A 17,761-nucleotide genomic window follows, 5' to 3' on the forward strand; every position below is an offset into this window, starting at 1 on the left:
TAGCGCAGCGAGTCCTCCCAGGTCCAGTCGGCTTCGCGCAGCCGGTGCGCGAAGCCGTCGAGCCGGCAGGTGTAGGTCTTCTTCCAGTACCCGGACACCACGCGGATCGCCGCCCCGGCCACGGGGTGCTCCGGGGACAGCAGCAGCGCCCGGCTGCCCAGCTCCTCCACGTCGGCGTAGCTGGAGCCCAGTCGGTACAGCGCGAGGTCGGTGCCGGTCATCGTCGCGTACGCCAGCCGCTCGGCGGTGAGCGTGCCCAGCGTGCCCGTGCCTCGGCGGTCGAGCAGCGTGAACGTGCGGCTGGAGGGCTGCTCCACCAGCACCTCGCCGGGGGCCATCAGCTTCACGCAGTGCCCGTTGGTCAGCACCAGGGCGGGGTCCTCCGGCCGGGCGGTGGGGGTGCGCACCACCGAGCCGGAGCAGTTGCTCAACGCCACCACACCGGTGAAGTCGACCGCCGCGTGGGCGGGTGCGGCGAGCACCGAGGTGAGCAGCGCCGCGCCCGCCACCGCCGTTGGGAAACGCCTGTTCATCAGCCGGAGTCCTCTCTGCTGGCGGGCGCATCGAACCAGCGGCGGGCGCGCGGTGCGGCCGACACGCCGGGGGAGGACCCGGAGTTCACCGGAAAGCGTGGGTGTCCACAGAGGACGGGTCTGCGCTACTCGCCCTTGGTCCCGTCCGCCAGTTCGCGCAGGAAGTCCAGGTGGCCCACGTGCCGCCCGGTCTCCTGCACCAGGTGCGCCAGCACCCACCGCACGGTGCGGCCGTTGCCGTCGCGGTCGGCGCGCGTCCGGTCGCCCGGCGACAGCCCGGCCAGCGCCCGCGCCGAGCGCTCCCACTCCGCGCGGTAGGCCGCGAGCACGGACTCCACCGTGTCGCCCTCGTCCAGCAGCCACGAGGCGTCGGCGTCCGCGCCCCACAACGAGGGCAGGTCGGCCCCGCCGGTCTCGATGGACAGCCACCAGCGCTCGACCGCGGTCAGGTGCTTGATCACGCCCAGCGCGCTGACCGCGGGCGAGGTGGGGATCGGGGTGGCGGCGGCCTGCTCCCGGCTCAGGCCCTCGACCTTGGCCACCGCGGTGAGCCGCAGGAAGGTCAGGAAGTCGGTCAGCAGTCGCAGTTCGTCGTCCGCCGCCGCGGCGGGCCACACGCGCTCGTTCGAACTCATGTTCGAACCCTACGGTGTCGGGGTGTCGGGGTCGAGCGGCGGTCCGACCACAGCGCGGTGGTGGCCACTTGGACGCCCAGCGCGACCGCGAAGGCGCGTCACCGGCCCAGCGGCGGGGCGAGGGTGCCGAGGAGTCCGCCGATCGTGACCGTGCCGAGCCCCAGCGCGGCCTGCTGCGCGGTCGTGAACAGGCCCCCGGCCAGGCCCGCGCCCCGCTCCGGCAGCGCCGCCATGACGGTGCCGACCAGGGGGCCGTGATGAACCCCTGGTTCGAGCCCCTGGCCTGCAACGCGCCGTTCCGGTTCATGATCGACGACCTGGAGGCGCTGCCCCGGCCGACGCAACTGCGCCTACCTGCACTTCACCCACCCCGACTGGATCGCCGGGCACGCCGACCACGAGCGGGAGCGCGCGGCCATCGTGGCGAAGCTGCGCGCGTACTACGGCGAGTCGCTCGCGGAACCGGCGCGGGTGCGGCGGCTGCCCCCGGTGAACTGACCGGCCCGGCCGAGGCCGTCGGAGGGCGCTGATCGGCTGGTACCGTGGGCGGCGGCGTGCGTGAGCGGACGCGAGGCTGGAGCCACTCCCCGGCATCGAGTGGCGGATCCGCCGCAGGGTGGGGGCACCCAAGCTCACAGGACCATCGAAAGCCGAACGACGCGCGTGCGTCCTTGTTCGCCGAGCCGGGCGGCGGGAGCGAGGACCGCGATGAGCCGATCGTCGTTGACCGACCAGCTGGTCGACCTGCGCCGCAGCTGCACCGGCGAGAACCTGTCCCAGGCCGTGCCCGCCGTGCGGGCGGTGCTGCACGAGCTGCCCGACCACCGCCGCGAGCGGGTGGTCGCCGCGCTGCGCGGCGAGGCCGACGCGCGCGGGCTGTTCCTGCCCGAAGCGGCCACCGAAGCCCAGCGCACGCTGGAGTGCCTGGTCTTCCAGGCCGCCACCGAGGCGGGTGGCCACCTGCAGCTGCGCCCGCCCGCGAGCATGCTGCGGCCCGCCCACCCCTTCCGCGCGGTCGAGCCGCACGAGGTGCCCCGCCTGCACCTGGCCGAGCACGCGCTGGGGCCGCTGCTGTTCGAGCTGCTGCCCCGGCACGAGGACGCCTGGGTGGCGGGCGTGGCCGGGTTGCGCGTGCGCAGGCACCCGCGCTCGGTCGAGCTGCGGCTGGCGGGGGTGCCTGCCGCGGTGCTGCTGGCCGGGGTGGACGAGCGGGCCTGGCAGGTCGGCATGGACTACGTGCGCAGGCTGATCAAGGGCCGGGGGCTGTCCGACCGGTTCGCCGAGGGGCCGCTCAGCCAGGCCGAGCGGGACCAGTTGGCCGAGTTCCCCCGGCCCGGCGGCCTGGGCAGCGCCCTGCTGCGCCGCTACGGCCTCTTCACCGGCGCGCCGTGGCTGCGCTCCTGGTCGCACGGCGCGCAGTGGTGGCTGGAGTGGCCGGAGAGCCTGGGCGTGGTGGGAGTGGCCGACCGGTTGCGGCACCCGGTGGTGGGCGTGCCCGGCCTGCGGGAGACCTCGGGCGAGGCGGGTGGCCTGCGGCTGACCGACGGCTGGTACGAGCTGGGCCTGCGGGAGGTGGCCCCGCCGGACCCGGCCAACGAGGAGGCGCTGGCGGCGGTGGAGTGGCCCGAGGGCGTGACGGGCTGGTGGGAGCCGCCGCACGTGGTGGGCTAGGCGTCCGATGTGGACCCGCGGACCGCCGTCGCGGTCCGCGGTGCGGACTCCCGTCCGGTGAACGTGCGGGTGCACGCGCACCCCGCTCGTCCACGGTGGACCGGTGGCCGTGATCACGACCATGGCGGGCTGATCCGGTTCGGGCCCGCCGGTAGACTGCCGGTTCAGCCCCGACGCGCCCGCGCCGTGGCCCGCTGACGTCGTTGAGGAGGACCCCGGTGACCCAACAGGCTGCCGAGGCCCAGTCCCAGGCCGCGCCGCGCCGCGTGCTCGTGGCCGAGGACGAGGCCCTGATCCGCCTCGACCTGGTGGAGATGCTCCGCGAGGAGGGCTACGAGGTCGCGGGCCAGGCCGCCGACGGCGACGAGGCCATCGCGCTGGCCACCGAGCTGCGCCCGGACCTGGTGATCATGGACGTCAAGATGCCCAAGGTCGACGGCATCGAGGCCGCGTCGGCGATCGCGGGCCAGCGCATCGCCCCGGTGGTCATCCTGACCGCCTTCAGCCAGCGCGACCTGGTCGAGCGCGCCCGCGACGCGGGTGCCATGGCCTACCTGGTCAAGCCGTTCGCCAAGCGCGACCTGGTGCCCGCCATCGAGCTGGCGATGAGCCGGTTCGCCGAGCTGCAGGCGCTGGAGAACGAGGTCGCGGGCCTCACCGAGCGGCTGGAGACGCGCAAGGTGGTCGAGCGCGCCAAGGGGCTGCTGATGACCAAGCAGGGGCTGTCCGAGCCGGAGGCATTCCGCTGGGTGCAGCGCACCGCCATGGACCGCCGCACCACCATGAAGGCAGTGGCCGAAGCCATCATCGAAAACTTCGGCTGAGGATTACCCGTTCGGGCAACACCGCGTCCGGTTACCACTCGACTATCGGGCGCGGTTCTGCCATGCCCATTGTTCCCCCCGTTTGGTTACTCCCCGCACCGGGGTCGTGACCTGAGGCTATTTGATCTAAATTTGAGCTTGTTAACGCGCGTGAATTTTCCGGTGACTACCGTCACGATGTGGACACAGAGCAGGAAGACCACCTGTTCACGGAACCGAAGTGAAGCTACCTTCCTGCCCTAACCCAAGCCCTTGTGTCGAGGGCTCCGCCTGTTGGCGGGTTGGTTCCATGGGAGGTATTCCGGTGTCAGGAGCACGACTCGGCCGAGTGCTGGTGCTGGCGGCGGCTTCGTCGCTGGTGCTCGCGGCTTGTGCAGGCGGCGGTGGCGGAAGCGCGTCGGGCGGGGACGTCACCTCGGTCAAGATCGGGTTCATGGGTGACCTCACCGGCGAGAGCTCGGCGATCGTGATCCCGCCCCGGAACGGGGCGAAGATGGCGTTCGACGAGTACAACGCCAAGAACCCCAAGGTCAAGATCGAGATGCTGCCCTACGACAGCCAGGGCAAGCCGGACCAGGCGACCTCGCTGATCACCAAGGCCGTCGGCCAGGACAAGATCGTCGGCCTCATCGGGCCCGCCTTCTCCGGCGAGTCCAAGGCGATCGGCGGCGTGCTGGAGGAGAACAAGATCCCCAGCATCTCCCCGTCGGCCACGAACCCCGGTCTGGCCTCGAACGGCTGGACCTACTGGCACCGCGTGGTGGCCAACGACAACGACCAGGGCCCCGGCATCGCCGAGTTCCTGATCACCGCCAAGTCGCCGAAGAAGGCGTTCGTCATCTCCGACGACCAGGAGTACAGCGTCGGCCTGGCCGAGGCGGTCACCAAGACCTTCAAGGACAAGGGCGTCACCGTCGAGAACGACAAGTTCTCCAAGGACGCCTCCGACTACTCCTCCACGGTCACCAAGGTCGCCGCGGCCAACCCCGACGTGATCGTCTACGGCGGCTACTACGCCCAGGCCGGTCGCCTGCTCAAGCAGCTGCGCGACGGCGGCGTGAAGGCCACCTTCGCCTCCGGCGACGGCTCGCTGGACGCCCAGCTGGTCACCGGCGCGGGCACCCAGGCGGCCGAGGGCGCCGTGCTGGCCTGCCCGTGCAACATCCCGTCGGGCGACGTCACCGGCACGCTGAAGACCTTCGCCGACAACTACAAGAAGAGCGCGAGCGCCGACCCGGCGATCTACGCCACCGAGGGCTACGACGCGGCCACCGCGTTCATCAAGGCCGTCGAAGCGGGCAACACCACCTCGGAGAAGATCAACGAGTACCTGAAGACGGTCAACTTCGAGGGCGTGTCCAAGCCGATCAAGTTCAAGTCCAACGGCGAGCCGGAGAACAACTCCATCTTCGTCTACCAGGTCAAGGACGGCGTCCTCAAGCTGCTCGGCCCGTCGGCCGAGGCGAAGCTCGAGGGCTGAGCCCGAGACGGATTCGAGCAACTGGAGCTGGGGAGCGGGAGCGTCGTGATGGCGATGGCTCCCGCTCCCCGCCACTTATGGCGACGTCTTCCCTCCCGCCCCGTCTCGTGAGGCAAACCTGTCATGCTTGATGATTTCCTCAACCAGTTCCTACCCAGCACGGTGGGCGGACTGGTGTTCGGCTCCATCTACGCGTTGGTGGCGCTGGGCTACACGATGGTCTACGGCGTGCTGCGCCTGATCAACTTCGCGCACTCCGAGATCTTCATGATCGGCACGTTCACGTCGCTGGTGGTCATCACCGCCATCGCGCCGACCGCGCCGTTCACCGGACTGGCCATGGTCGGCGTCCTGCTGCTGATCATCGTGCTGTCCGCCGCCGTGTCCGGCGGCGCCGCGGTCCTGCTGGAGCTGGTGGCCTACCGGCCGCTGCGCAGGAAGGGCGCCACCCGGCTGACCGCGCTGATCTCCGCGATCGGCGCGTCGCTGTTCCTGCAGGAGCTGTTCGCGCTCGTCATCATCCCGTGGTTGACCGGCAAGCCCGGTCGCAACCAGCAGTCGTCGCTGCGCATCGTCGACCGCGACACGGTGTTCACCATCGGCAACGCGCAGGTGCGCACCGACCACATCATCGTCATCGTGGCCGCCGTGATCATGATGATCGCGCTGGACCGGGTGGTGAACCGCACCAAGATCGGCCGCGGCATCCGGGCCACCGCTCAGGACCCCGAAGCCGCCGTGCTGATGGGCGTGAGCATCGACAACATCGTGCGGATCACCTTCCTGCTCGGCGGCACCATGGCCGGTGTCGCGGGCGCGCTCTACCTGATGGAGTTCGAGAACACCGTCTTCAACGTCGGTTTCGTGCTGGGCATCAAGGCGTTCACCGCGGCGGTGCTCGGCGGTATCGGAAACCTGCGCGGAGCGCTGCTCGGCGGTGTCGTGCTCGGCCTCATCGAGAACTGGGGCGCGATCTTCCTGGGTTCGGAGTGGAAGGACGTCATCGCCTTCACCGTGCTGGTGGTCGTGCTGATGTTCCGCCCGACCGGCATCCTGGGCGAATCCCTGCAGAAGGCCCGCGCATGAAAGGCGGCGGAGTGACCGGCAAAGCAAACCCGTTGGCGCGCGTGGGCGCGCTGTTCGACGGTGCCCGCGACTGGTGGGAGCACGCCAAGGTCTGGCAGCGCTACCTGGTCTACATCGGCGCCATCGTCTTCGCGCTGATCCTGCCCGCCCCCTGGATCGGCTCGTTCATGTCGCCGGGCGCGGACTGGACCTCGGTGCTGATCTACCCGGTGGGCACCTACATCCTGCTGGCGGTCGGCCTGAACGTGGTGGTCGGCCAGGCGGGCCTGCTCGACCTCGGCTTCGTGGCGTTCTTCGCCATCGGCGGCTACTCGGTGGCCTACTACGGCACCCAGTACGGCTGGAACTACTGGGCCACCGTGGTCTTCGGCATCGCGCTGGCCGCGGTGTCCGGTGTCATCCTGGGCGCGCCGACGCTGCGGCTGCGCGGCGACTACCTGGCGATCGTGACGCTGGGCTTCGGCGAGATCGTCCGCATCACGGCCAACAACACCGACGAGATCGGTGGCGCGCGCGGCATCACCAACGTCCCGCACCCGCCGCCCATGTTCGGCATGAAGTTCCTGCTCGACCCCGCGCCGTACTACTACCTGATGGTCGCGGCGATCGTCCTGGTCATCATCTTCTCGGTGCGGCTGCAGAAGAGCCGCGTCGGCCGCGCGTGGGCGGCCATCCGCGAGGACGAGGACGCGGCCGAGCTGATGGGCGTGCCGACGTTCAAGTTCAAGCTGCTGGCCTTCGCCATCGGCGCGATGATCGGCGGCCTGGCGGGCGGCATCTACGCGGGCAAGGCGGTGTTCATCGAGCCGAACACCTTCCCGTTCATCCTGTCCGCGACGATCCTGGCCGCGGTCGTGCTGGGCGGCGCGGGCAACCTGCCCGGCGTCATGCTGGGCGCGTTCGTCATCGCCTGGCTGCCCGAGCGGTTCCGCGAGGTCGACTGGCTCAAGGACATGCTGGGCGGCAAGGACCCCTCGGAGTTCCGCATCCTGCTCTTCGGCGGCGTGCTGGTGCTGATGATGGGGCTGCGCCCGGAGGGCCTGCTGCCGTCGCGGCGGCGCAAGGCGGAACTGCACGAGGGCACCGGCGGCATGGGCGCGATGGGCGCCGAGGTCGCCGGTCCGGAGACCGAGGCGTCCACGGAGGCGGTCAAGTGAGCACTCCCGTCCTCAAGCTCGACAACGTGGTCATGCGCTTCGGCGGCGTGGTCGCGTTGCGCGGGGCGGACTTCCAGATCAACCAGGGCGAGATCTTCGCCCTGATCGGCCCCAACGGCGCGGGCAAGACCACGGTGTTCAACGTGGTCACCGGGGTTTACGCGCCCACCGAGGGGCACGTGCTGTTCAACGGCCAGAAGATCGAGGGCAACAAGCGGTTCAAGATCACCAAGATGGGGATCGCCCGCACGTTCCAGAACATCCGGCTGTTCCACAACATGTCGGCGCTGGAGAACGTGATGGTCGGCGCGGACGCGCACCACCGCACCGGCGCCATCGGGGCCACCCTGGGCCTGCCGTGGCACCGCAAGGAGGAGAAGCGCGGCCGCGAGCTGGCCAGGGAGCTGCTGGACTTCGTCGGCATCTCCGGCCGGATGACCGAGACCGCGAAGAACCTGCCCTACGGCGACCAGCGCAGGCTGGAGATCGCCCGCGCGCTGGCCACCGACCCCAAGCTGCTGCTGCTCGACGAGCCCGCCGCGGGCATGAACCCGGCGGAGAAGAAGGCGCTGCAGGAGCTGATCCGCAAGATCCGCGACGACGGTCGCACGGTCCTGCTGATCGAGCACGACATGAGCCTGGTGATGGACGTCAGCGACCGCGTGGCGGTGCTGGACTTCGGCCAGCTGATCGCGGAAGGGCTGCCGCACGAGGTGCAGAACAACCCGAAGGTCATCGAGGCGTACCTGGGGGCGGCTGAAGATGCTTCTTGAGGTCAAGGACATCAACGTCCACTACGGCAAGATCGCCGCGCTCAAGGGGATCAGCCTGCAGGTCAACGAGGGCGAGATCGTCTCGCTGATCGGCGCCAACGGCGCGGGCAAGACGACCACGCTCAAGACCATCTCCGGGCTGCGCCCGCTGACCAGCGGCCAGGTGCTGTTCAACGGCGAGGACATCTCCAAGCTGGCGGGCCACAAGCGGGTCCAGCTGGGCATCGGCCAGTCGCCCGAGGGCCGGGGCGTGTTCCCCGGCATGACGGTGCAGGAGAACCTGCTGATGGGCGCCTACACCCGCAAGGACGACCTGACGGCCGACCTGGACGAGGTGTACGAGCTGTTCCCGAGGCTGGCCGAGCGCAAGAACCAGTTCGGCGGCACCATGTCCGGCGGTGAGCAGCAGATGATCGCCATCGGCCGGGCGCTGATGACCAAGCCGAAGGTGCTGCTGCTGGACGAGCCGTCGATGGGGCTCGCGCCGATGCTGATCGCGCAGATCTTCTCGATCATCAAGGAGATCAACAAGCGCGGCACGACCGTGCTGCTGGTGGAGCAGAACGCGCAGCAGGCGCTCAAGCTCTCCGACCGCGCGTACGTGCTGGAGACCGGCCGGGTGGTCAAGAGCGCGCCGGGCCTGGACCTGCTGGACGACCCGCAGGTGCGCGCGGCGTACCTGGGCGGTCACTGACAGCCGGGACGGTCGGGAGGGGGCCTGCCACCACGCGGTGGCAGGCCCCCTCTCACTTCCCGAGCGGGATGTCGGTGCTCGACCGGTCCCGCAGGTCGGTCAGCGTGGGACCGCCGAACACGCGCAGCGCGGCGGGCCTGGCCTCCTCCGGCAGGTCGTAGTAGACGTCGTACTCCAACCGCACGTTCGAGCCGAGGTCGACCTGGTCGGGCTGGCGCCGGATGGTCATCGCCTCCGCGTCCACCCGGTGCTCGGCGCCCCGGTCGTCGAGCAGCACGTGCCTGCGCGCGTCGAAGGCCACGCTGCTGCGGCCGTTGTTGACCACGCTCATCCGCACCCGCACGTACTGGCCCTGGGCCTCCAGTTCGGCGTGGCTGCCCTGGACCGCGGCCAGGCCCGTGGTCAGCCCCAGCAGGGTGAACGCGGTGTCGCCGTCGGCCGTGGTCGGCAGCCGCAGCGCCCGCTCGCCCGGCCGCACGGCCTGCGCGGGCACCGGGTAGGTCTCGGACGTCGCGCCGGGTGACGTCCCGGCCACCGGACCGGGTGAGCACCCGGTGGCGAGCAGCAGGGCGAGCAGGGCGGCGGCGCGCATCAGGACTTCGGCGCCTCCCGCAGGAAGCAGGTCAGGCGGGCGGTGCAGCAGCGCCTGTCCTGCTCGTCGCTGATCACGATCTCGTAGGTGGCGGTGCTGCGGCCGCGGTGGACCGGCGTGCACACGCCGGTCACCACGCCCTCGGTGACCGCCCGGTGGTGCGTGCAGGACAGCTCCAGGCCCACGGCGATCCGCTCCGGCGCGGCGTGCATGGCCGCGGCGACCGAGCCCAGGGTCTCCGCCAGCACCGCGTTGGCGCCGCCGTGCAGCAGGCCGTACGGTTGCCGGTTGCCCTTCACCGGCATCGTGCCGACGAGCCGATCGGCATCCCATCGGGTGATCTCGATGCCCATCCGGGAGGTCAACTGCTCGTCGACGACGTCCTGGTTGGCGCCGGGGATGTCCTCGGGTGCTCGGTTCACGGGCTGCTCCAGTCGGTGCAAAACTGTCGGGCCCTCACCCTAGACTCGCCTCGTGAGCACCTCAGAAGCCTCCCGCCTGCTGCTGGTCGACGGCCACTCGATGGCCTACCGGGCGTTCTTCGCGCTGCCCAAGGAGAACTTCCAGACCGGCACCGGCCAGACCACCAACGCGGTCTACGGCTTCACCTCGATGCTCATCAACCTGCTGCGCGACGAGAAGCCCACGCACGTCGCGGTGGCCTTCGACGTCTCCCGCCGCACCTTCCGCACCGAGCAGTACGCCGAGTACAAGGCGGGCCGCAGCGAGACGCCCGACGAGTTCCGCGGCCAGGTCAGCCTGATCCGCGAGGTGCTGGACGCGCTGGCCATCCCGTCGCTGTCCAAGGAGAACTACGAGGCCGACGACCTGATCGCCACGCTCACCACGCAGGCCACGGCGCAGGGCTTCGAGGTGCTCATCTGCACCGGCGACCGGGACGCGCTGCAGCTGGTCAACGACGAGGTCACCGTGCTCTACCCGGTCAAGGGCGTGTCCGAGATGGCCAGGTACACCCCCGAGCTGGTGCTGGAGAAGCAGGGCGTGCCGCCCGAGCTGTACGCCGACTACGCCGCCGTGCGCGGCGACGCCTCGGACAACCTGCCCAACACCCCCGGCGTGGGCCCGAAGACCATCGCCAAGCTGCTGGGCCAGTACGGCTCGCTGAACGGGCTGATCGACCGGATCGACGAGGTCAAGGGCAAGGCGGGCGACGCGCTGCGGGCCAACCTGCCCAACATCGTGCTCAACCGGCAGCTCACCGAGCTGGTCCGGGACGTGGAGCTGCCGGTCGGCCCCGCCGACCTGGCGGTCCGCTCGTGGGACCGGGACGCGGTGCACCGGCTGTTCGACGAGCTGGAGTTCCGCGTGCTGCGCGACCGGCTGTTCGCCACGCTGTCCACCGCCGAGCCGGAGGCCGAGGAGGGCTTCGAGGTCACCGGCGGCGAGATCCCGGCGGGCGAGCTGGCCGCCTGGCTGGACCGGCACGCCCGCGGCGCGCGGGTCGGGCTGGCGCTGCGCGAGTCGGCGGGCGAGCTGGTGGGCGTGGCGCTGGCCTCGGTCGGCGGCGAGGGCGGGTACGTCGAGCTGGCCTCGCTGTCCCCGGAGGACGAGAACGCGCTGGCCGCGTGGCTGGCCGACCCCCAGGTGGCCAAGGCGGGCCACGACCTGAAGCTGCCGCTGCGCAAGGTGCGCGCGCGCGGCCTGAGGCTGCGCGGCCTGACCAGCGACACCGCGCTGGCGGCCTACCTGGTGCGGCCGGGCCAGCGCTCGTTCGCGCTGGACGACCTGGCGCTGCGCTACCTCAAGCGCGAGCTGCGCGCCGAGGAGCCCGACGACGGCCAGCTGTCGCTGCTGGCCGACGAGCAGGAGGAGCGGCAGAAGACCGCGCGGGCCGCGATCGTGCGGGCGTTCGCGGTGGCGGAGCTGGCCGACGCGCTGGACCAGGAGCTGGTGCGCACCGGCCAGGAGAAGCTGCTGGCCGACCTGGAGCTGCCGCTGATGGCGGTGCTCGACGAGGTCGAGGCGGTGGGCATCGCGGTCGACGACGAGCACCTGGCCGCCCTGGAGGCGCACTTCGCGGCGGGGGTCAAGCAGGCCGCGCAGGACGCCTACTCGGTGATCGGCAAGGAGATCAACCTCGGCTCGCCCAAGCAGCTGCAGGTGGTGCTGTTCGACGAGCTGAAGATGCCCAAGACCAAGAAGACCAAGACCGGCTACACCACCGACGCGGACGCGCTGCAGAACCTGTACGAGGCCACCGGCCACGAGTTCCTCCAGCACCTGCTGGCGCACCGGGACGTGACGCGGCTGAAGTCCACCGTCGACGGCCTGCTCAAGGCGGTGGCCGACGACGGGCGCATCCACACCACGTTCCACCAGACCATCGCGGCCACCGGGCGGCTGTCGTCCACGGACCCGAACCTGCAGAACATCCCGATCCGCACCGACGAGGGCAGGCGCATCCGCCAGGCGTTCGTGGTCGGGCCGGGTTACGCGGAGCTGATGACCGCGGACTACAGCCAGATCGAGATGCGGATCATGGCCCACCTGTCCGGCGACGAGGGGCTGATCGAGGCCTTCCGCAGCGGCGAGGACCTGCACACGTTCGTGGCCTCCCGCGCGTTCTCGGTGCCCACCTCACAGGTCAGCGCCGAGCAGCGCCGCCGGGTCAAGGCGATGTCCTACGGCCTGGCCTACGGGCTGTCCGAGTACGGCCTGGCGCAGCAGCTGCGCATCTCGGCGGCGGAGGCGCGGGAGCAGAAGGAGGCGTACTTCGCCCGGTTCGGCGGCGTGCGCGACTACCTGCACGCCATCGTCGAGGAGGCCCGCAAGAAGGGCTACACCGAGACCATCCTCGGGCGGCGGCGCTACCTGCCCGACCTCAACAGCGACAACCGCCAGCGCCGGGAGATGGCCGAGCGGATGGCGCTCAACGCGCCGATCCAGGGCAGCGCGGCGGACATCATCAAGGTAGCCATGCTGGGGGTGTTCCGGGCGCTGGAGGAGTCGGGCCTGCGGTCGCGGATGCTGCTCCAGGTCCACGACGAACTGGTGCTGGAGGTCGCCGAGGGCGAGCGGGAAGCCGTGGAGTCGCTGGTCCGCGAGCACATGGGCAACGCCTACACCCTCTCCGTCCCGCTGGAGGTCTCCGTGGGCGTAGGCCGCTCCTGGGACGACGCCGCCCACTGACCCCCGCGCCCGCAAGTACTACCCGACCCCCGCTCCGGGGCAGCTGAGTACCACCCGAGGTGCGCGAATGGCTCGGCCCGTGTCCGGCCAACGGGCACCCGGCCGCCTGGACCGAGCACGTGGGCACCGCGAACGGGGCACCCCGGTAGTGGTTAGCGGCCTGTGCGGGCCTGCCGGGTAGTACTTGCAGGTGGTTTGTGGGGCCGTGCAACTCGGTGGATCACGCGGGTCCGCTCTGGTTAGCGTGCCCGCGTGGAATGGGCTCGGGCGGTGGCCGCGGCGTTCGGCTTGGGCGAGGTGCTGGAGCCGTGGACCCCGGTGACGGGCGGGGCGTCGCACCTGGTGTGGCGGCTGCGCACCACCCGCGGCGACTGGGCGGTCAAGCGCGTCAACCGGTCCTGGGAGGCGTGGTGGACGCGCGAGCACGAGGTGGCCGCCGCGATCCAGCTGGAGGCGTGGAACCTCGGGGTGCCGATGCCCCGACCGGTGCACCCGCTGCGCCCCTCCGCGCCGCTGCTGGCCGACGTCCGCGTCGACGGCGAGGTGGGCAGCTTCCTGGCGCACGAGTGGTGCGAGGGCACCGCCCCCACCAGCCCGACCCCGGAGCTCCTGGACTGGGTGGGGGCCACGCTCGCCGTCCTGCACGAGCTGCCCGCCGGACCGCGTCCTGACGCTCGGCCGCACGCGGTCGAGGAGTGGCGCGAGTGGCTCGACGGGGTTCCCGGCGACTTCGCCGACCGGGTCCGCTCCTTCCTGCCGGACATCGCGGCGGCCGAGGAGGTCGTCGACGAGGCGGCGCGGGACCCCAGGCTCACGCCGGTGCGCACGCACCGCGACGTGAAGCCGGACAACGTGCTGCTGACCTCCGCCGCGCCGCTGCTGGTGGACTGGGACGGCGCGGGCGCGGACTTCGCCGAGTGGGAGCTGACCCGTACCGCGCTGGCCTTCGACGGCACCGCCGAGGGCTTCACCCGCGTGGTGCGCGCCTACGAGCGCGCGGGAGGCCGCCCGCCGGGGCCCGACCCCGTGTTCCTGGCCGGTGTGCTGCACGCCCGGCTGGGCGGGGCCGCGTACATGGTGTGGCGGGCGCTGGGCCACCGGCCGGTCACCCCGCCGGAGCGGGCCGCCGCGCACGGCCACGCCCTGGAACTGCTCAGCGCCCTGCGGGTGGCGCTGCCGAACCTGGAGCGGTGGGCTCGTCTGCTGGCGCGCTGAACGTCACGCGCACGTCTCGCGCGGTCAGCTCCTCCCGGCACGCCGCGCAGGTCACGTGCACGTCCACGCCGCCGCCGCAGTCGCGGTGGTGCAACTCGAACGAGGGGCCCTGTTCGGGTGGCATCCACCGGTCGCCCCACTTCCGCAGGGCCATCAGCACCGGGTAGAGGTCCAGGCCCTTCTCGGTCAGCCGGTACTCGTACCTCGTCCGGACGTCCTTGTACGCGACCCGGCGCAGGATGCCCTCCTCGACCAGCGTGCCCAGCCGCTCGGCCAGCACGCTGCGGGAGATGGCCATCGACGACTGGAAGTCCTCGAACCGCCGGGTGCCCAGGAACGCCTGCCGCACCAGCAGCAACGTCCACCGCTCACCCAGCAGGGCGGCGGGCAGGGCGATGGTGCACTGCTGGTCGGCGACTCTCACGGGGGCCATGCGGCCAGAATACCGTTGCGTTCGGAAAGTGAACTCAGCTAGCGTGGGGGTTCTGAATCCGAACTCAGGGGGAGTCGGAATGGTCGAGCTCCGCGTCCTGGACCGCGCCACGGCGGGCGACGCCGTCGACGCGGTTTTCGACGGACTGTCACCGCGCAGCCGATACCTGCGGTTCCACGCTCCGGTGCCGCGCCTGACCGCCACCATGCGCGAGCGGTTGGCGGACGTCGACGGCCGCGACCGGGCCGCGCTGGTCGCGCGGAGCGGCAGACGCGCGATCGGCATCGCCCGGCTGTCCGCCACCGGCGGCGGCTCGGCCGAACTGGCCGTGGCGGTGGTGGACCGCTGGCAGCGCCGGGGCGTCGGCACCCGCCTGATCACCGCGCTGGGGGAGCTGGCGGTGCGCCTCCGCCACACCGAACTGCACGCCACCGTGCTGCCGGAGAACCTGGCGGTGCTCTCGCTGGCGCGCCGGGCGTTTTCCGGCGTCCTGCTCACCGCCGAGGAGGACGCCATCACGCTGCGCTACTCGCTGGAGCCGACGTTGACCCACGAGGAGTTGGTGGCCGCTCTGCGGTGGTGACCACAACGCGGCCATGATCAGGTTGCCGAGAGTCCTCCTCGCGCTGCTGCTGGTCGCTCCGCCCGTCGCGGTCGAGGCGACGCCCGGCGACCGACCGCTGCCCGGCCGCACGATCGACAACCCGCCGCTGCTGCCCGCGCTGGTCGGTGGGCAGCCCTCGCGGGTGTTCCAGGGCGTACACCGGCACGCCGCCCACGCCCTGTTCGACTTCCTCCTGGACTACCAGCTCGTCGCCTGGGGCCTGGCAGGTGTCCGCGCCTGCCCGCTGCCGCCCGACCGCACCACCGCCGCGCATCAAGCCGCGCTGAACCTGGATGGCACGCCCAACGCGCTGGGCGCCCAGCCGCGCGCCATCGCTGTCGAGCGCTCGGGTGGTCAGCGGCCGGGAGTCCAGGGCGTCGGCCGAGTGCTGGGAGGACTTCCTGTTCGAGGTGATCGGGCCGCGCGTCGAGGGCAGGCCGACCGCCCCGGTGCTGTCGCCGCACGACCTTGGCGACCTGTTCGTGCCGTTCTCCATGGAGCAGGTCTACCTCGGGGACGCGACCCGCAACGGCCGCGCGCACCTGGTGGTGCAGCGCGCGATCCGCACGGTCGAGCACTGCGGGTTCAGCCCGGACGAGGGGGCGCGCCCTGGCGGGACCTGCTGGCCTGGGTGGACCGCGGCGAGCGGCCCGCGGGCGACGTGGTGGACGACCCGCCCTGCTGAGCAGGTAGTCCCCGCCGTGGGGCGGGGACTACCTGCCTGCGCTGAGCGCCGCGAGAACGGGTTCGGGTGTCAGGCGCGGAAACCGCTCCTGGAAGTCCAGGACGCCGACCCAGGTCGGGCGCAGGGCGATCCGGACCATCCGCAGGCCGGGCTTGTCGATCGCCGCGACGTAGGCATCACCCGCCTCCTCGCCCAGTCCGGCGCGCTGCATGGTGGCGTACTCGGGCAGGACGCCCTCGACCTCGGTCAGGGTGACCTTCCCGCGCAGCATCAGCACCTGCGGGGGTCCGTCGCTGGTGTCGACGGTGATCGCCACGTCGGGGCGGACCCGCAGGTCGCGCACCTTGTAGGTACCGGAGAAGGCGGCGATGACCACCTCGTCGCCGGTCCACAGGAAGTTCACCGGGATCAGCCTCGGCGTGCCGTCCTTGCCGGTGTAGGCCAACCGCGCCACCAGGCTCGTGTCGTTCAGCAGGCGTTGCGCCGTGGGGGTGGCCAGCAGGCGCACATCGCCCTGCGGCAGTTGCGCCGCCTGACTGCCGGAGGGGTTCATGAACCGCAACCTACTGGGAGAAGCTCCTAAAGAACAAGTAATACTCATAAATCAGGACTACGGCGGTAGCCTGGCAGGCATGACCGGTATGCGCAGTTACGGGGACCCGTGCGGGGTGGCCTGCGGCCTGGACATCATCGGTGAGCGCTGGGCCCTGCTGATCGTGCGCGACCTGCTGCTGGGGCCCAAGCGCTTCGGCGACCTGCATGCGGGCCTGCCGGGCATCAGCCCCAACGTGCTCACCCAGCGGCTGCGCGAGCTGACCGAGCACGGCGTCGTGGAACGCCGCGACCTGCCTCCACCTGCCCGCGTCCGCCTCTACGGGCTGACCGACTGGGGCCGCGCCCTGGAACCGGTCCTCCTGCACCTCGGCCGCTGGGGGAGCCAAGCGCCCGCAGTCCCCGACGGCCGCCTCGGCGTCGACTCCATCCTGCTCAGCGCCAAGGCGGCCTTCGACCCGGCGCGCGTCGCCGTGTCGGACCGCGTCTACGAGCTCCGCATCGACGCCGACACCTACTGCGTCGAGATCACCGGCGGCTCGCTCCACATCAGCCGCGGCACCGCCCCGAGTGCGCCCGACGCCACCCTCGCCACCGACCTCGACACCCTCCGCGCCATCTGCGACCACCGGCTCACCCTGGCGGCGGCGGTGGACTCGGGCTCGTTGCGCCTCGACGGCCCCGAACACGCCAGGCAGGGCCTCGCGGACCTGCTCCTGGCGCCGTTCGACCACGCGCCCTCCTCCTGAACCGCCCCGCTAGCAGACGGCGAACAGCTGGAGGAACGCCTCCTCGCCCTTGGCCTCGTTGTTGGCCAGCGCCGCTTCGCGCAGCGCGCGCGCCGCGTCCCGGCACTTGAGCATCGACGCGCCGTCGTTCTCGGCGCGCTTGCGGGCGTCCTCGGCGATCTCCCGGTCGTTCTTGGCCTTGCTCGCCTCGTCCTTGGCGTTCTCCAGCTGCTTGCCCGACTCGGTGAGCTCGCGCTCCTTGTCCGACAACCGGGTGGCGAGCTGGTCGGCGCGGCTGGCCTGGTTGGCGTACAAGGCGCCGAACACGCCCGCGGTCGCCAGGAGCAGCACCGCCAGCACTGACAGCAGCACCACCGCGGTCCTCTTCCCCGGCGGCGCGGCGGCGGCCGTGCCGTAGGGCTCGAAGGGCGGTCCGACGTGCGGCTGCCCGGCGGGCGGCGTGCTGGGCGTGAACTGGCCGTAGGGCTGGAAAGCCGGTCCGGTCTGCGGCTGCTCGACCTGCGGGGCCGGGGTCGACAGGCCGTACGGTTCCAGGACCGGGTGGGTCGGCTGCGCTTCCGGAGACGGCTCGGAGCTCGGGTAGGTCAAGGTTCCCCCCTGAATTCAAAGTCGGCCCAGTATGAGCCGACACACCGCCTCTGAACAGCGAGTTCACCGATTCGCGATGTCCGCCGGGCGTTACGTGAAAAGCGTCTCAGCGCCGGGACACCGCCGACCGCAGGGCGGGTGGCGGCGGCGAATCTCGACGTTGCCGAGCCCCCGCGCGGTCGTGGGCACCGGGGCACGAGAAGGTCCGCGAACTGCTCGCGGGCGGCGGGGTGGGGCGCGTCGGCTCGGTGCACTTCGAGTGCCTGCTGGACGTGCGGCACGGCCACCACCGCGGCTGCGAGGGGGTACGGCGCGCCCGAGGCACGGGACGACCCGTTCG

At 71.4% G+C, this 17,761-nt stretch carries 20 protein-coding genes and 1 pseudogene; 13 read left to right on the forward strand and 8 right to left on the reverse strand.

Annotated features, from left to right (window positions below):
- From IEZ00_RS36480 to IEZ00_RS37730, 3 genes are all read right to left on the reverse strand, one after another.
- On the reverse strand, positions 1 to 533 hold a 533-nt coding region (locus IEZ00_RS36480; RefSeq protein ID WP_229795442.1), incomplete at its 3' end, for a serine protease.
- Positions 534 to 658: 125 nt separating this feature from the next.
- A complete protein-coding gene (locus IEZ00_RS11660; RefSeq protein ID WP_189223190.1) occupies positions 659 to 1,168 on the reverse strand; it encodes a DinB family protein in 510 nt (169 codons plus the stop codon).
- Between the two features lie 98 nt (positions 1,169 to 1,266).
- The gene (locus IEZ00_RS37730) at positions 1,267 to 1,401 is read right to left on the reverse strand and encodes a hypothetical protein (protein ID WP_268248690.1); all 135 of its coding nucleotides are present in this window, start codon (positions 1,399 to 1,401) and stop codon (positions 1,267 to 1,269) included.
- A 106-nt stretch (positions 1,402 to 1,507) separates the two neighbouring features.
- Between IEZ00_RS37730 and IEZ00_RS38080 the strand changes: the two are divergent.
- The 8 genes and pseudogenes from IEZ00_RS38080 to IEZ00_RS11705 form a co-directional block, all read left to right on the forward strand.
- Positions 1,508 to 1,666, forward strand: a pseudogene (locus tag IEZ00_RS38080) (MmyB family transcriptional regulator); the annotation flags it as partial.
- A gap of 210 nt (positions 1,667 to 1,876) precedes the next feature.
- Positions 1,877 to 2,839, forward strand: coding sequence for a hypothetical protein (locus IEZ00_RS11675; protein ID WP_189223191.1), 963 nt, complete (start codon positions 1,877 to 1,879; stop codon positions 2,837 to 2,839).
- Between the two features lie 218 nt (positions 2,840 to 3,057).
- On the forward strand, positions 3,058 to 3,663 hold the full coding sequence (locus tag IEZ00_RS11680) for an ANTAR domain-containing response regulator (RefSeq protein ID WP_189223192.1): 606 nt from the start codon (positions 3,058 to 3,060) through the stop codon (positions 3,661 to 3,663).
- Between the two features lie 304 nt (positions 3,664 to 3,967).
- Positions 3,968 to 5,143: a branched-chain amino acid ABC transporter substrate-binding protein gene (locus IEZ00_RS11685; protein WP_229795444.1), complete on the forward strand. Its 1,176-nt coding sequence runs from the start codon at positions 3,968 to 3,970 to the stop codon at positions 5,141 to 5,143.
- A 123-nt stretch (positions 5,144 to 5,266) separates the two neighbouring features.
- Positions 5,267 to 6,229: a branched-chain amino acid ABC transporter permease gene (locus tag IEZ00_RS11690; RefSeq protein WP_189223194.1), complete on the forward strand. Its 963-nt coding sequence runs from the start codon at positions 5,267 to 5,269 to the stop codon at positions 6,227 to 6,229.
- Positions 6,226 to 7,386, forward strand: a complete 1,161-nt coding sequence (locus IEZ00_RS11695; RefSeq protein ID WP_189223195.1) for a branched-chain amino acid ABC transporter permease — start codon at positions 6,226 to 6,228, stop codon at positions 7,384 to 7,386. The genes IEZ00_RS11690 and IEZ00_RS11695 overlap by 4 nt, the downstream gene beginning before the upstream one ends.
- A gap of 32 nt (positions 7,387 to 7,418) precedes the next feature.
- Positions 7,419 to 8,159, forward strand: a complete 741-nt coding sequence (locus tag IEZ00_RS11700; protein ID WP_189223346.1) for an ABC transporter ATP-binding protein — start codon at positions 7,419 to 7,421, stop codon at positions 8,157 to 8,159.
- The gene (locus IEZ00_RS11705; RefSeq protein WP_189223196.1) at positions 8,149 to 8,853 is read left to right on the forward strand and encodes an ABC transporter ATP-binding protein; all 705 of its coding nucleotides are present in this window, start codon (positions 8,149 to 8,151) and stop codon (positions 8,851 to 8,853) included. The genes IEZ00_RS11700 and IEZ00_RS11705 overlap by 11 nt, the downstream gene beginning before the upstream one ends.
- A gap of 52 nt (positions 8,854 to 8,905) precedes the next feature.
- Here the strand turns inward: IEZ00_RS11705 and IEZ00_RS11710 are convergent, their stop codons facing one another.
- Together IEZ00_RS11710 and IEZ00_RS11715 are read right to left on the reverse strand one after the other, a co-directional pair.
- Entirely contained in the window at positions 8,906 to 9,445 is a 540-nt protein-coding gene (locus tag IEZ00_RS11710) for a DUF4352 domain-containing protein (RefSeq protein WP_189223197.1), read from the reverse strand.
- Positions 9,445 to 9,798 (reverse strand): hotdog fold thioesterase, encoded by a 354-nt coding sequence (locus tag IEZ00_RS11715; protein WP_189223347.1) that lies wholly within the window; start codon positions 9,796 to 9,798, stop codon positions 9,445 to 9,447. Before IEZ00_RS11715 ends, IEZ00_RS11710 begins: the two co-directional genes overlap by 1 nt.
- 121 nt (positions 9,799 to 9,919) lie before the next feature.
- On the opposite strand from IEZ00_RS11715, the gene polA reads away from it, so the two are divergent.
- Positions 9,920 to 12,595 carry a DNA polymerase I gene (polA, locus tag IEZ00_RS11720; RefSeq protein WP_189223198.1) on the forward strand — a complete coding sequence of 892 codons (2,676 nt, stop codon included), beginning with the start codon at positions 9,920 to 9,922 and terminating at the stop codon, positions 12,593 to 12,595.
- A 252-nt stretch (positions 12,596 to 12,847) separates the two neighbouring features.
- Positions 12,848 to 13,810 carry an aminoglycoside phosphotransferase family protein gene (locus IEZ00_RS11725; RefSeq protein ID WP_189223199.1) on the forward strand — a complete coding sequence of 321 codons (963 nt, stop codon included), beginning with the start codon at positions 12,848 to 12,850 and terminating at the stop codon, positions 13,808 to 13,810.
- On the opposite strand, the gene IEZ00_RS11730 is transcribed toward IEZ00_RS11725, so the two are convergent.
- The gene (locus IEZ00_RS11730) at positions 13,749 to 14,243 is read right to left on the reverse strand and encodes a winged helix-turn-helix transcriptional regulator (protein WP_189223200.1); all 495 of its coding nucleotides are present in this window, start codon (positions 14,241 to 14,243) and stop codon (positions 13,749 to 13,751) included. The two genes, IEZ00_RS11725 and IEZ00_RS11730, sit on opposite strands and share 62 nt — an antisense overlap.
- Before the next feature lie 79 nt (positions 14,244 to 14,322).
- Between IEZ00_RS11730 and IEZ00_RS11735 the strand changes: the two genes are divergently transcribed.
- Entirely contained in the window at positions 14,323 to 14,826 is a 504-nt protein-coding gene (locus IEZ00_RS11735; protein WP_189223201.1) for a GNAT family N-acetyltransferase, read from the forward strand.
- Between the two features lie 13 nt (positions 14,827 to 14,839).
- Positions 14,840 to 15,532 carry a hypothetical protein gene (locus tag IEZ00_RS11740; RefSeq protein ID WP_189223202.1) on the forward strand — a complete coding sequence of 231 codons (693 nt, stop codon included), beginning with the start codon at positions 14,840 to 14,842 and terminating at the stop codon, positions 15,530 to 15,532.
- A gap of 28 nt (positions 15,533 to 15,560) precedes the next feature.
- Here the strand turns inward: IEZ00_RS11740 and IEZ00_RS11745 are convergent, their stop codons facing one another.
- Positions 15,561 to 16,085, reverse strand: coding sequence for a pyridoxamine 5'-phosphate oxidase family protein (locus IEZ00_RS11745; protein WP_189223203.1), 525 nt, complete (start codon positions 16,083 to 16,085; stop codon positions 15,561 to 15,563).
- Between the two features lie 79 nt (positions 16,086 to 16,164).
- On the opposite strand from IEZ00_RS11745, the gene IEZ00_RS11750 reads away from it, so the two are divergent.
- The gene (locus IEZ00_RS11750; protein WP_189223204.1) at positions 16,165 to 16,833 is read left to right on the forward strand and encodes a winged helix-turn-helix transcriptional regulator; all 669 of its coding nucleotides are present in this window, start codon (positions 16,165 to 16,167) and stop codon (positions 16,831 to 16,833) included.
- Positions 16,834 to 16,842: 9 nt separating this feature from the next.
- Here IEZ00_RS11750 and IEZ00_RS11755 read toward each other — a convergent pair whose 3' ends face one another.
- A complete protein-coding gene (locus tag IEZ00_RS11755) occupies positions 16,843 to 17,421 on the reverse strand; it encodes a hypothetical protein (RefSeq protein WP_189223205.1) in 579 nt (192 codons plus the stop codon).
- Between the last annotated feature and the right edge of the window lie 340 nt (positions 17,422 to 17,761).

The sequence above is a fragment of the Saccharothrix coeruleofusca genome, from assembly GCF_014648515.1.
Classification (GTDB): Bacteria; Actinomycetota; Actinomycetes; order Mycobacteriales; family Pseudonocardiaceae; genus Actinosynnema; species Actinosynnema coeruleofuscum.

Coding starts and splice junctions, on each gene's coding strand:
- IEZ00_RS11660 (WP_189223190.1), bottom strand. CDS start 1,168: ATGAGTTCGAACGAGCGCGTGTGGCCCGCCGCGGCGGCGGACGACGAA.
- IEZ00_RS37730 (WP_268248690.1), bottom strand. CDS start 1,401: ATGGCGGCGCTGCCGGAGCGGGGCGCGGGCCTGGCCGGGGGCCTGTTC.
- IEZ00_RS11675 (WP_189223191.1), top strand. CDS start 1,877: ATGAGCCGATCGTCGTTGACCGACCAGCTGGTCGACCTGCGCCGCAGC.
- IEZ00_RS11690 (WP_189223194.1), top strand. CDS start 5,267: ATGCTTGATGATTTCCTCAACCAGTTCCTACCCAGCACGGTGGGCGGA.
- IEZ00_RS11695 (WP_189223195.1), top strand. CDS start 6,226: ATGAAAGGCGGCGGAGTGACCGGCAAAGCAAACCCGTTGGCGCGCGTG.
- IEZ00_RS11700 (WP_189223346.1), top strand. CDS start 7,419: ATGCGCTTCGGCGGCGTGGTCGCGTTGCGCGGGGCGGACTTCCAGATC.
- IEZ00_RS11705 (WP_189223196.1), top strand. CDS start 8,149: ATGCTTCTTGAGGTCAAGGACATCAACGTCCACTACGGCAAGATCGCC.
- IEZ00_RS11710 (WP_189223197.1), bottom strand. CDS start 9,445: ATGCGCGCCGCCGCCCTGCTCGCCCTGCTGCTCGCCACCGGGTGCTCA.
- IEZ00_RS11715 (WP_189223347.1), bottom strand. CDS start 9,798: ATGGGCATCGAGATCACCCGATGGGATGCCGATCGGCTCGTCGGCACG.
- IEZ00_RS11730 (WP_189223200.1), bottom strand. CDS start 14,243: ATGGCCCCCGTGAGAGTCGCCGACCAGCAGTGCACCATCGCCCTGCCC.
- IEZ00_RS11735 (WP_189223201.1), top strand. CDS start 14,323: ATGGTCGAGCTCCGCGTCCTGGACCGCGCCACGGCGGGCGACGCCGTC.
- IEZ00_RS11740 (WP_189223202.1), top strand. CDS start 14,840: ATGATCAGGTTGCCGAGAGTCCTCCTCGCGCTGCTGCTGGTCGCTCCG.
- IEZ00_RS11745 (WP_189223203.1), bottom strand. CDS start 16,085: ATGAACCCCTCCGGCAGTCAGGCGGCGCAACTGCCGCAGGGCGATGTG.
- IEZ00_RS11750 (WP_189223204.1), top strand. CDS start 16,165: ATGACCGGTATGCGCAGTTACGGGGACCCGTGCGGGGTGGCCTGCGGC.